Below are 12,734 nucleotides of genomic sequence, written 5' to 3' on the forward strand. Positions count from 1 at the left end.
TCCACCGCCCCTCCCGTCACCTGCCCGTACGGCCCGGGAAGGGGCGCGGACCCGCTTTCCTCCAGATCCTCAGATGTCCCGGAAGATCTCGATCTGCGCGCCGATCGAGTTCAGGCGTTCCGCCAGATCCTCGTAACCCCGGTTGATGACGTACACGTTACGGAGCACCGAGGTGCCCTCCGCGGCCATCATCGCGAGGAGGACGACCACCGCCGGGCGCAGGGCGGGCGGGCACATCATCTCCGCCGCGCGCCAGCGGGTCGGGCCCTCGACCAGGACGCGGTGCGGGTCGAGGAGCTGGAGGCGGCCGCCGAGGCGGTTGAGGTCGGTCAGGTAGATGGCGCGGTTGTCGTAGACCCAGTCGTGGATCAGGGTCTTGCCCTGGGCGACGGCGGCGATCGCCGCGAAGAACGGGACGTTGTCGATGTTCAGGCCCGGGAACGGCATCGGGTGGATCTTGTCGATCGGGGCCTCGAGTTTGGAGGGGCGGACGGTGAGGTCCACCAGGCGGGTGCGGCCGTTGTCGGCGAAGTACTCGGGGGACCGGTCGTGGTCGAGCCCCATCTCCTCCAGGACCGCCAGCTCGATCTCCAGGAACTCGATCGGTACCCGGCGCACCGTCAGTTCGGACTCCGTGACGACGGCCGCGGCGACCAGGCTCATCGCCTCGACCGGGTCCTCGGAGGGGCAGTAGTCGACGTCCACGTCGATGTCCGGCACACCGTGCACCCGCAGGGTCGTGGTGCCGATGCCCTCGACCCGTACGCCCAGGGCCTCCAGGAAGAAGCACAGGTCCTGGACCATGTAGTTGGAGGACGCGTTGCGGATGATCGTCACGCCCTCCTGGCGGGCCGCCGCCAGCAGCGCGTTCTCGGTCACGGTGTCGCCGCGCTCGGTCAGGACGATCGGGCGGTCCGGGCGGATCGAGCGGTCCACCACCGCGTGGTACTGGCCCTCGGTGGCGGCGACTTCGAGGCCGAAGCGGCGCAGCGCGATCATGTGCGGCTCGATGGTCCGGGTACCGAGGTCGCAGCCGCCGGCGTACGGCAGCTTGAAGCGGTCCATGCGGTGCAGCAGCGGGCCGAGGAACATGATGATCGAGCGGGTGCGTACGGCCGCCTCGGCGTCGATGGTGTCCATGCCGAGGTCGGCCGGCGGCACGATCTCCAGGTCGACCCCGTCGTTGATCCAACGGGTGCGCACCCCGATGGAGTTGAGCACCTCCAGCAGCCGGTAGACCTCCTCGATGCGGGCCACCCGGCGCAGGACCGTGCGCCCCTTGTTGAGCAGCGAGCCGCACAGCAGGGCCACGCACGCGTTCTTGCTCGTCTTCACGGCGATGGCCCCGGACAGCTGCCGTCCGCCGACCACGCGCAGATGCATCGGGCCCGCGTAGCCCAGCGACACGATCTCGCTGTCCAGAGCCTCGCCGATACGGGCGATCATCTCAAGGCTGATGTTCTGGTTGCCGCGCTCGATGCGGTTGACGGCGCTCTGGCTGGTGCCGAGGGCCTCCGCGAGTTGCGACTGTGTCCAGCCCCGGTGCTGCCGGGCGTCGCGGATGAGCCTGCCGATACGTACGAGGTAGTCGTCTCCCATGGGGTTGAGGCTATCTCAGATATGAGATGACACCTCTCAACGGGGCCGTTCGGGTGACGTCACGTCAACGCCGCTTGGCCGAGCGGGTGCGACGCCAACCGAACGGGCCGGGCAGATCCATGGACGTCGTGCTGCGTCCCGTGCTGCTGTGCGTGTGGTGCGGGCCGTTCTTGCCGCCGGTCGTGAGGGACCAGGAGCGCTTGTTGATGTTCAGGCGGACGCCGGGCAGGATCCGGAAGCTCTTGCGGAAGGTGAGGGGCATCCCTGACTCCGTTCGGGGTCTGTTCGGGTTGTTGTTCGGGACATGTCGGTCCCTCTTCTGGTGCCCCTTGTCCGCGACCTCAGTCCAGCGGTTTGTGCGTGCGTCCGTGCGCCGGTACGTCCGTGCGCCGGTGCGGCGCTCAGTCCGCCGGTCCGGCGCGGTGGCCGGTGTCGTAGGCCCGCTCGCGCAGCTGTTCGTTGATGCGCTGGGCCTCTTCCAGCTGGTCCTCGAGGATGACGATGCGGCAGGCGGCCTCGATCGGGGTGCCCTGGTCGACGAGTTCGCGGGCGCGGGCCGCGATGCGCAACTGGTAACGGGAGTAGCGGCGGTGGCCGCCCTGCGACCGCAGCGGGGTGATCAGGCGGTGTTCGCCGAGGGTGCGGAGGAAGGCGGGCGTGGTGCCGAGCATCTCGGCGGCCCGGCCCATGGTGTAGGCGGGGTAGTCGTCGTCATCGAGATTGTCGACGGGACGGGTGGCGGCAGGGGGCATAGACCTCTTCTTCCGGGGACGCGTCGGGGGGCCCGGGTGCCGTGACGGCACCCGGGCCCCGAGCCTTTACACACCATCTACCGGCGCACTGCGCCGGGGTTCGTCTTCCGCAGGTGCCGCCTGGGAGGGCGGAGCTGCGAGTATCGCGGATGCCTGACCGGGAACCACCTTCCAATCCGGGACCTGCGGTGCCCTGGGCGACTGTTGCCCCGCCCGGGCCGTTCGATGGCGTTCGGCTCCTTACTTCGAGTTGCTCTGGCTGATCTGACGGGTCTGGCTTGCAGGCAGTTCGTGTCTGCCGTGCCTTCTCGACTTCCTTGGTACGAGGAAAACAGTACCCCTGGGGCTCGCCAATGTCTACTGCCGCCACGGCAGATTTTCTTCAGGGTGAATGCGTCCACTTCTGTCGCCGGTACGGGAAGTAGAGCGCCGCCCCGCTCATCCGCGCGGGACCGTCCGGGGCGCGCATGACCATCCGGTCCCCATGTACTACAGTTATCTCGACATCGAGATATCTGCCGAGGCGCACCGCAGTCGCCCAGCCGGATGAGGCCCTCTGACTTAGCCTTGCCCCAGTGGTGAGGTCCGGTCGGCGGCGCGGCAGTATGCGGTGGTACGCGCACAAAGATGAAGGAGACTGTCGTGTCGGCGAACAGCTTCGACGCCCGCAGCACGCTGCAGGTGGGCGACGAGTCGTACGAGATCTTCCGGCTGGACAAGGTCGAGGGCTCCGCGCGCCTTCCCTACAGCCTGAAGGTGCTGCTGGAGAACCTCCTCCGCACCGAGGACGGCGCGAACATCACCGCCGACCACATCCGCGCCCTCGGCGGCTGGGACTCGCAGGCCCAGCCGTCGCAGGAGATCCAGTTCACCCCTGCCCGCGTGATCATGCAGGACTTCACCGGCGTGCCCTGTGTCGTGGACCTCGCGACCATGCGTGAGGCCGTCAAGGAGCTGGGCGGCGACCCGGCGAAGATCAACCCGCTGGCCCCGGCCGAGCTGGTCATCGACCACTCCGTCATCGCCGACAGGTTCGGCACCCACGAGGCGTTCGCGCAGAACGTGGAGCTCGAGTACGGCCGCAACCGCGAGCGCTACCAGTTCCTGCGCTGGGGCCAGACCGCCTTCGACGAGTTCAAGGTCGTCCCGCCCGGCACCGGCATCGTCCACCAGGTGAACATCGAGCACCTGGCGCGCACCGTCATGGTGCGGGGCGGCCAGGCCTACCCCGACACCCTCGTCGGCACCGACTCGCACACCACCATGGTCAACGGCCTCGGCGTCCTCGGCTGGGGCGTCGGCGGCATCGAGGCCGAGGCCGCCATGCTCGGCCAGCCGGTCTCGATGCTCATCCCGCGCGTCGTCGGCTTCAAGCTCACCGGCGAGCTGCCCACCGGCACCACCGCCACCGACCTCGTGCTCACCATCACCGAGATGCTCCGCAAGCACGGTGTGGTCGGCAAGTTCGTCGAGTTCTACGGCGAGGGCGTCTCCGCCACCTCCCTCGCCAACCGCGCCACCATCGGCAACATGTCGCCGGAGTTCGGCTCCACCGCCGCGATCTTCCCGATCGACGACGAGACCCTCAACTACCTGCGTCTGACCGGCCGCAGCGACCAGCAGGTCGCGCTCGTCGAGGCGTACGCCAAGGAGCAGGGCCTCTGGCTCGACCCCAAGGCCGAGCCCGACTTCTCCGAGAAGCTCGAGCTGGACCTGTCGACGGTCGTCCCGTCCATCGCCGGCCCCAAGCGGCCCCAGGACCGGATCGTCCTCGCGAACGCCGCCGAGCAGTTCACGCAGGACGTCCGCAACTACGTGGACGCCGTGGACGAGGCGGGCCAGGAGTCCTTCCCGGCGTCCGACGCCCCGGCCGTCCACCCCGACGGCGCGCCGAGCAACCCGGTTCCGGTCACGGCCCCCGACGGGACGACGTACGAGATCGACCACGGCGCGGTGACGGTCGCGGCCATCACCTCCTGCACCAACACCTCCAACCCGTACGTCATGGTGGCCGCCGCCCTGGTCGCCAAGAAGGCGGTCGAGAAGGGCCTCACGCGCAAGCCGTGGGTCAAGACCACCCTCGCCCCGGGCTCCAAGGTCGTCACCGACTACTTCGACAAGGCGGGCCTGACCCCGTACCTCGACAAGGTCGGCTTCAACCTGGTGGGTTACGGCTGCACCACCTGCATCGGCAACTCCGGCCCGCTGCCGGAGGAGGTCTCCCAGGCCGTCAACGACCACGACCTCGCCGTCACCTCGGTCCTCTCCGGCAACCGCAACTTCGAGGGCCGGATCAACCCCGACGTCAAGATGAACTACCTCGCCTCCCCGCCGCTGGTCGTCGCCTACGCCCTCGCGGGCTCCATGAAGGTGGACATCACCCGTGACGCCCTGGGCACCGACCAGGACGGCAACCCGGTCTTCCTGAAGGACATCTGGCCGTCCGAGGCCGAGGTCAACGATGTCGTCGCGGGCGCCATCGGCGAGGACATGTTCAACAAGTCCTACGCCGACGTCTTCGCCGGCGACGCCCAGTGGCAGGCGCTGCCCGTCCCGACCGGCAACACCTTCGAGTGGGACGCCGAGTCCACCTACGTCCGCAAGCCCCCGTACTTCGAGGGCATGGGCATGGACCCGGAGCCCGTCACCGACATCTCCGGCGCCCGCGTGCTCGCCAAGCTCGGCGACTCGGTCACCACCGACCACATCTCGCCCGCCGGTGCCATCAAGGCCGACACCCCGGCCGGCCAGTACCTCACCGAGCACGGCGTCCAGCGCCGCGACTTCAACAGCTACGGCTCCCGCCGCGGCAACCACGAGGTCATGATCCGCGGCACCTTCGCCAACATCCGCCTGCGCAACCAGATCGCGCCGGGCACCGAGGGCGGCTACACCCGGGACTTCACCCGGGACGGCGGACCGGTCTCCTTCATCTACGACGCCTCGCGCAACTACATCGAGCAGGGCATCCCGCTGGTCGTCCTGGCCGGCAAGGAGTACGGCTCCGGCTCCTCGCGCGACTGGGCCGCCAAGGGCACCGCGCTGCTCGGCGTCAAGGCCGTCGTCGCCGAGTCGTACGAGCGCATCCACCGCTCCAACCTCATCGGCATGGGCGTGCTCCCGCTCCAGTTCCCGGAGGGCGCCACCGCCACGTCCCTCGGCCTGACCGGCGAGGAGACCTTCTCCGTCGCGGGCGTCACCGCACTCAACGACGGCACCACGCCCCGCACGGTCAAGGTCACCACCGACACCGGCGTCGAGTTCGACGCGGTCGTCCGCATCGACACCCCCGGCGAGGCCGACTACTACCGCAACGGCGGCATCATGCAGTACGTGCTGCGCAACCTCATCCGCAAGTAACCGGCAAGCAGAACAGCCGAGTTGCGGTGAGCGGGCCGCGTCCCCGGATTCCGGGGGCGCGGCCCGGCGCCGTCCGGCCGCGATCCGTGCCCGCACATCGCACGGGTATGACTCAGCACCGGCACAGGGTTCTCTCAGCGGACCGGGACACTATCGGTACATGACTGGCATTCCAGGGCCCAAGGTACGGGGACAGCCGGCGGGTCCGTCCCGCGGCGTGCGGGAACGTCCCGCGCGCCGCCCCCGGCGTGACCGGCCGCGGACCCGCCTGCCCGGACGGTCGCTGCGCACCCGGCTGCTCGTGTTCATCGGCGTCACCCTGGTGACCGTCTGCGCCGCGATGGCCCTCGCCACCGCCTTCATCCAGCGTGCCTGTCTGCTGGACGGCCTCGACGACCGCGTGGGCGACGCCGCCGAGCGCAGCCTCGTCGGCGCCTCGCTCCGACCGCAGTTCCCCGCCGATCTGGCCTTCCTCGACGACCCCGGGCAGCCCGCCGGGCTGCTCGCCGCCCGGCTCGACGGCGACGGCGACGTGGTCTCCGCCGAGGTCGTCCGGCAGGGGACGGACCCCCAGCCCCTCGACGCCGGACAGCGGGCCGCCCTCGCGGGCGTCGGCGCCGACGGATCGATGCACACCCGCACCGTGCCCGGGCTCGGCGGCTACCGGGTCGGGGTCCTGGAGGCGGGCGGCGTCCGCGTGCTCACCGGACTGCCCACGGCCGACGTCGAGCGCACCACAGGGCGGCTGGTGCTCGTCGAGTCGGCGGTCGCGGGCGTGGGGCTCACGGTGGCGGGATGCGTGTGCGCCGTGGTCGTACGGCGCCAGCTGCGCCCCCTCGGCAGGGTCGCCGCGACCGCGGTCGAGGTGTCCCGGGCACCTCTCGGCCACGGCGAGGTCACCCACCTCGCCCGGGTGCCCGCGCCCGACACCGACCCCGGCAGCGAGGCCGGTCAGGTGGGCGCCGCCCTCAACCGGATGATCGACCACGTCGAGGCGTCCCTCGCCGAACGCCGGCGCAGCGAGGAGCAGATCCGCCGCAGCGAGGAGCGCATGCGCCGCTTCCTCGCCGACGCCAGCCATGAACTCCGCACCCCGCTCACCTCGATCGCCGGATACGCGGAACTGATGAGCCGCGGGACCGGTCTCGTCGATCCGCCGCACGCCTGGCGGCGGGTGTCGGCCGAGTCGGCCCGGATGACGGGGCTGGTGGAGGATCTGCTGCTGCTGGCCCGGCTCGACGAGGGCCGCCCGCCGGAGTCCGCCGAGGTGGACCTGGCCGGACTGGTCGCCGAGGCGGTGTGGGACGCGCGGGCCGCGGGCGGCGGCGCGTACGACTGGCAGCTCGAACTGCAGCCGGACACACCGGCGTCGGTGCTCGGCGACGCGGTGGGGCTGCGCCGGCTGGTGACCGTCCTGCTGGCCAACGCCCGCGCCCATACACCGCCCGGCACCCGGGTGGTGGCACGGGTGGAGACGTCCGGTACGGGCTGCGTCATCCGCGTACGCGACAACGGGCCCGGTGTTCCGGAGGAGTTGCTGCCCACCGTCTTCGAGCGCTTCACCCGGGCCGACGCCTCGCGCGCTCGCGCCGAGGGCGGCCGGGGCGGCGGCTCGGGTCTCGGCCTCGCCGTCGCCGCGGCGATCACCGCGGCGCACGGCGGGCGGATCGGGGTGGAGAGCGTGCCGGGTCGCACGGAGTTCCGGGTGGAGCTGCCGGGGACGGGGCCGACGGACGTACGCGCGGCGGCACTTCCGCGGACGGGTACGGCGGGGGCGGCGGCAGCGGCGGGTACGGCGGGGGCGGCAGCGGCGCAGGACACGGGCATCGCCGCCGGGCTTCCCGGACCGGGCGCGGTGGGCTCCGCCGCGGGGCCGGCGCTCTGAGCCCGGCAGGCGCCATGCGACCGGCACACGCCATGCGACCGGCGCAGGACACCGGACCGGTACATGGCATGCGACCCCGCGCAGGACACGGGACCGGTCAGTGCGTCACAGACCGTTTACAGCTTTGCCCGTTCGCGCTAACTTCACCAGTAGGTGGGGTGGGAGCGCTCCCATCCGGTGGACCGGAACCCGCCGGAGGGCCGCTCCCACCCCGCCGCTCACCCGGCGCCCCCACGGGGTGTCCTCGCACGGTCCCCGTTCACCCGCATGCCCGTGGATCACCCACCGCAGAGGTGTGTCTGTCATGCATACGACAAAAATGCGCATCCCCACCCCCCGCCGTCTCCGATTACCGCTCCCCGCGAGCCGCCCCCGGGCGGTCCTCCTGGTGCTGCTCGCCCTCCTCGCTGTCCTCCCCGCGCTCGCCCTCATCGTGGCCACCGGCCCCCGGGCCGAGGCGCACGGCACCCCGATGAAGCCGGGCAGCCGTACCTTCCTGTGCTGGCAGGACGCGCTCACCGACACCGGTGAGATCAAGCCCGTCAACCCGGCCTGCAAGGCGGCGCAGCAGATCAGCGGGACCACGCCGTTCTACAACTGGTTCTCGGTGCTGCGCTCCGACGGCGCCGGCCGCACCCGGGGCTTCGTGCCCGACGGCCAGCTGTGCAGCGGCGGCAACGCCAACTTCGCGGGCTTCGACGTGGCCCGCGACGACTGGCCGGTGACCCATCTGACCGCCGGTGCGAACGTCGACTTCGCGTACAACGCGTGGGCCGCGCACCCGGGCTGGTTCTACGTCTACGTCACGAAGGACTCCTACGACCCGACGAAGCCGCTCACCTGGGACGAGATGGAGGACCAGCCCTTCCTCACCGTCGACCACCCGCCGCTGAACGGCACCCCGGGCACGGTCCAGGCCAACTACTCCTGGTCCGGACAGCTCCCGGCGAACAAGAGCGGACGGCACATCATCTACATGGTGTGGCAGCGCTCGGACAGTGCCGAGACCTTCTACTCCTGCTCCGACGTGGTCTTCGACGGCGGCAACGGAGAGGTGACCGGCATCCACGACCCGGGCAACCCGACCGAACCCCCGCCCGGCACCTGCACCGCCACCCGCCGTACCACCGGCAGCTGGCCGGGCGGCTATCAGTCCGAGGTGACCGTCACCAACTCCGGTGACGTCCCGATGCTCGGCTGGATGGTCGACTGGACCCTGCCGGGCGGCCAGTCGGTGGCCAGCCTGTGGAACGGCAACGCCACCTACAGCGGGCAGGACGTGATGGTGCACAACGCCGACTGGAACGGCTCGCTCAGTCCGGGGCAGAGTGCGACCTTCGGCTATGTCGTCAACGGCGACGGCGGGGACAGCGCGACGACCCTGCCCTGCCAGGTCGGCTGACCCGCGGCCCGCGGGCCGCACGTCGGTCGACCGGCTCGGGGCGGACCCGGTGGCGGTGCGCACCGGGTCCGCGAGCCGGACGGCTTGGGGGGAGGTGCCGGTCCGGACAGAGGTGGCTTGTGGCGACGTCGTGGTGCGACAACGTTGTCGGAATGTCTCGACACGACTTTATCCCGCCAACGGACAACGATGTCAAGACAGTTGGCGTACTCCACACAGGTGATACCCGTCCTTCCGGGCGACCTGCCCGAACGGCTGCCCCGAAGGACACCCCCGGCCGCTGCGCAAGGCGGTCTTCCGCGCCGCCCCCGCCCCGCGCTACTGTCCCTGCGGCTTGTGCGACCCGTGGTGCGCGACCCGTCCGAAGGAGGAGGGGCCGCGTCATGCGTTTCCGTCCCCGTCCCACGTCCCTGCTACTGGCCGCCGTCCTGGCGTCCGGCGGCGCCGTCCCCGCCCTCGCGGGGCCCGCGGCGGCCGTCCAGAACGCCCGCCCGGACGCCCGTACGAAACTGGTCGACGACCCCACCGCCTACGTCGACCCGCTGATCGGCACCAGGAACGGCGGCAACGTCTTCCCGGGCGCCGTCGTGCCGTTCGGCATGCTCTCCTGGAGCCCCGAGAACACCAGAGGCGACGCCACCAGAACCGCGGCGCCGGGCGGCTACCAGTACGATGCCACCCGCGTCCGCGGCTTCAGCCTCACCCATATGTCCGGCACCGGCTGCGCGGGCGGCAGCGGCGACATCCCGTTCTTCCCGTACGCCGGTGAGGTCACCACCTCGCCCGCGAGCGACACCAAGGACGCCGTCTACGCCGCCGGCTTCAGCCACGCCGACGAGAGTGCCGAGCCCGGACACTACAAGGTCGGCCTGGACTCCGGGGTCACCGCCGACCTCACCGCCACCGCCCGCACCGGCGCCGCCGAGTTCACCTACCCGGCGGACAAGGCCGCGTCGCTGCTGATCCGCACCGCCAACTCCGAGGTGGGCTCGGCGGACTCGACGGTCACGATCGACCCGGCGACCCGTACCGTCTCCGGCTCGGTCACCTCCGGCGACTTCTGCGGCTACCTCGACGCCGAGGGCCGACGGTCCTACTACACCCTCTACTTCACCGCCCGCTTCGACCGCGCCTTCAAGACCGCCGGCACCTGGCAGGACGGCACGCTGAGCCCCGGGTCCACCACCGCGTCCGGCGGCACCGGCGGCTTCGCGTCCGGCGGCCGGCCCGTCGCGGGCAAGGGGGCCGGCGGCTACGTCGAGTTCGAGCCCGGCAGCGGGCCGGTCGGCGTCAAGGTCGGCATCTCGTACGTCAGTCAGGCCGGCGCCGCGGCCAACCTCGCCGCCGAGAACCCGCCCCGCCGCTCCTTCGACGCCGTACGGGAGGCGGCGGCCCGCGCCTGGCGCGACCGGCTCTCCGCGATCCGCGTCGGCGGGGGGACCGACGACGAGCGGACCACCTTCTACACCGCCCTCTACCACGCCCTGCTGCACCCCAACATCGTCAGCGACAGCGACCGCCGCTACCGGGGCAGCGACGGCACGGTGCACCGTGTCGGCCGCGGCCACCAGGCGCAGTACGGCACCTTCTCCGGCTGGGACGTCTACCGCGACCAGGTCCAGTTGCTCACCCTGCTCAGCCCGCGCACCGGCTCCGACATCGCGCAGTCGCTGTACGAACTGGCGAAGCAGAACGGCGGCGTGTGGGACCGCTGGCTGCACGGGGTGTCCGGCACACACGTCATGAACGGTGACCCCTCACCCACCGCGCTCGCCGGCATCCGCGCCTTCGGCGGCACGGACTTCGATCTGCGCGGGGCGCTGGACTCGCTGGTGAAGGCGGCCACCGTGCCCACCGAGGGCGACCTGTCGTCCGCCGGCAAGCCGGTGCTGTCGGTGGGGCAGCGGCCCTCCCTGGACAAGTACCTGAAGCTGCACTACATGCCCTCGGTGTCCAACGCCTGGGGCGGCGCCGCCGAGACGCTGGAGATGTCCACCGCCGACTTCGCGCTCTCCCAGCTCGCCACGGCCGCCGGACGGGGGGACACCGCGGCGGAGTTCCGGACCCGGGCCCAGTGGTGGCAGAACAACTTCAACATCGCGGCCGACCCCACCGGCGGCTACATCGCCAACCGCAAGGCCGACGGCAGCTGGGTCACCGGCTTCACCCCCGACACCGGCAACGGCTTCGTCGAGGGCACGGCGGCCCAGTACACCTGGATGGTGCAGCACAACCCGGCCGGTCTGTTCGCCGCGCTGGGCGGCACCGGCAAGGCGCTCGACCGGCTCGACTCCTTCTTCCACAACGCCGACGGCAGCTGGGCCTTCACCGGCAGCGGCGGCACCAAGTCCGAGCTGGACAACGAGCCGTCGCTCAACGTCCCCTACCTGTACGACTACGCGGGCGCGCCCTACAAGACGCAGGAGACCGTGCGCGCGGCGATGACCGGGCTCTGGTCGACCCAGCCCGGCGGCATCCCCGGCAACGACGACCTGGGCGCCATGTCGGCCTGGTACGTCTTCTCCGCGCTCGGCATGTACCCGCAGGTCCCGTCCCGTGCCGAACTGACGCTTGCCTCACCGCTGTTCGAGCGTGTGGAGATCAGGCGCCCGCAGGGCAACGACATCTCCATCCGGGCGGCGGGAGCGGCCGCCGACGCGCCGTACGTGCAGGCGCTGAAGGTCAACGGCCGCAGCAGTCAGCGGCCCTGGCTGTCCGCGTCCTTCGTCCGTGACGGCGGCACCCTCGACTACACCCTCGGGGCCGCGGCGAACCGCGACTGGGGCAGCGGTGCGGCCGACGCCCCGCCGTCGTTCCGCACCGGTGAGCAGCCGTACCAGATCGGCGTCGGTCCCACCGCCGCGACCCTCGCCCCGGGCGAGAGCACCACGGTGGACATCCGCGCCCTCTCCCTGACCGGCGGCACCGGCCCCGAGGTCCGCTTCCGGGTCGACACCCCGCCCGGTGTCACCGCGACCCCCGCCTCCGGCACCGTCTCCGACGGCGCCCAGCAGGTCACGCTCACCGCGGCGAAGGACGCCGCGCAGGGCTTCTACGACGCCGAGGTCAGCGTGACGTCGGCCGACAGCTCGTACCGGCAGCCGGTGGCCCTCACCGTCGCCGCCCCCGGCACCCTGCTCGCCGCCTACGACAACACCGGCGTCTCCGACGACGCCGGTGAGCACGACGAGGCCGACTACGACGGCGGCGGCTGGAGCTACTCCCGCCAGGCGCTCGCCGCGGCGGGCCTCACCCCGGGCGGCCGGGGCACGGTCGACGGACTCACCTTCACCTGGCCGAACTCCCCGTCCGCGCGCCCCGACAACGCCTCCGCCGCCGGCCAGACGATCGAACTCGCCGACCCGGCGGCCACGTTGTCCTTCATCGGCAGCGCGGTCAACGGCAACCAGCGCACCACGGCGACCGTCACCTACACCGACGGCACCACGGACGCCGTCGACCTCTCCTTCACCGACTGGACCGTCGGCGGGGGCGGCGGCACCGTCCAGTACGGCAACGAGGTCGTCGCCGCGGCCGCTTACCGCAATGTGGCGGGCGCCGACAAGGACCCGGTCGCCACGTACGTCTTCGCGACGAAACCCTTCAGCGCCCCCGCCGGCAGGACCATCGCGTCCGTCCGGCTGTCGCAGAACACCGACCTGCACGTCTTCACCCTCGCCACCGCCCCGCAGGCCGGCTGACCCGACCCCGCGCCACCGCACGACACAGGGGCGCC

General features: G+C 71.4%; 7 protein-coding genes. 4 read left to right on the top strand and 3 right to left on the bottom strand.

Annotated elements, in window-relative coordinates:
* Window positions 1-69: 69 nt before the first annotated feature.
* The 3 genes from ABZ862_RS00715 to ABZ862_RS00725 form a co-directional block, all read right to left on the bottom strand.
* Window positions 70-1,599: a UDP-N-acetylglucosamine 1-carboxyvinyltransferase gene (locus tag ABZ862_RS00715; RefSeq protein ID WP_360949944.1), complete on the bottom strand. Its 1,530-nt coding sequence runs from the start codon at window positions 1,597-1,599 to the stop codon at window positions 70-72.
* 64 nt (window positions 1,600-1,663) lie between these two features.
* Entirely contained in the window at window positions 1,664-1,861 is a 198-nt protein-coding gene (locus ABZ862_RS00720; RefSeq protein WP_360949947.1) for a DUF4236 domain-containing protein, read from the bottom strand.
* Between the two features lie 139 nt (window positions 1,862-2,000).
* On the bottom strand, window positions 2,001-2,351 hold the full coding sequence (locus ABZ862_RS00725) for a MerR family transcriptional regulator (RefSeq protein WP_360949950.1): 351 nt from the start codon (window positions 2,349-2,351) through the stop codon (window positions 2,001-2,003).
* Between the two features lie 642 nt (window positions 2,352-2,993).
* On the opposite strand from ABZ862_RS00725, the gene acnA reads away from it, so the two are divergent.
* The 4 genes from acnA (at window position 2,994) to ABZ862_RS00745 (ending at window position 12,699) form a co-directional block, all read left to right on the top strand.
* Complete coding sequence (gene acnA / locus ABZ862_RS00730; RefSeq protein WP_360949953.1) at window positions 2,994-5,711, top strand: aconitate hydratase AcnA; 2,718 nt, start codon at window positions 2,994-2,996, stop codon at window positions 5,709-5,711.
* A gap of 160 nt (window positions 5,712-5,871) precedes the next feature.
* Window positions 5,872-7,596 carry an ATP-binding protein gene (locus ABZ862_RS00735; protein WP_360949956.1) on the top strand — a complete coding sequence of 575 codons (1,725 nt, stop codon included), beginning with the start codon at window positions 5,872-5,874 and terminating at the stop codon, window positions 7,594-7,596.
* A 304-nt stretch (window positions 7,597-7,900) separates the two neighbouring features.
* Complete coding sequence (locus ABZ862_RS00740) at window positions 7,901-8,998, top strand: lytic polysaccharide monooxygenase (protein WP_360949959.1); 1,098 nt, start codon at window positions 7,901-7,903, stop codon at window positions 8,996-8,998.
* Between the two features lie 383 nt (window positions 8,999-9,381).
* The gene (locus ABZ862_RS00745) at window positions 9,382-12,699 is read left to right on the top strand and encodes a GH92 family glycosyl hydrolase (RefSeq protein ID WP_360949962.1); all 3,318 of its coding nucleotides are present in this window, start codon (window positions 9,382-9,384) and stop codon (window positions 12,697-12,699) included.
* Window positions 12,700-12,734: the final 35 nt, after the last annotated feature.

The organism is Streptomyces sp. NPDC047000, from assembly GCF_040644295.1.
Lineage (GTDB): Bacteria > Actinomycetota > Actinomycetes > Streptomycetales > Streptomycetaceae > Streptomyces.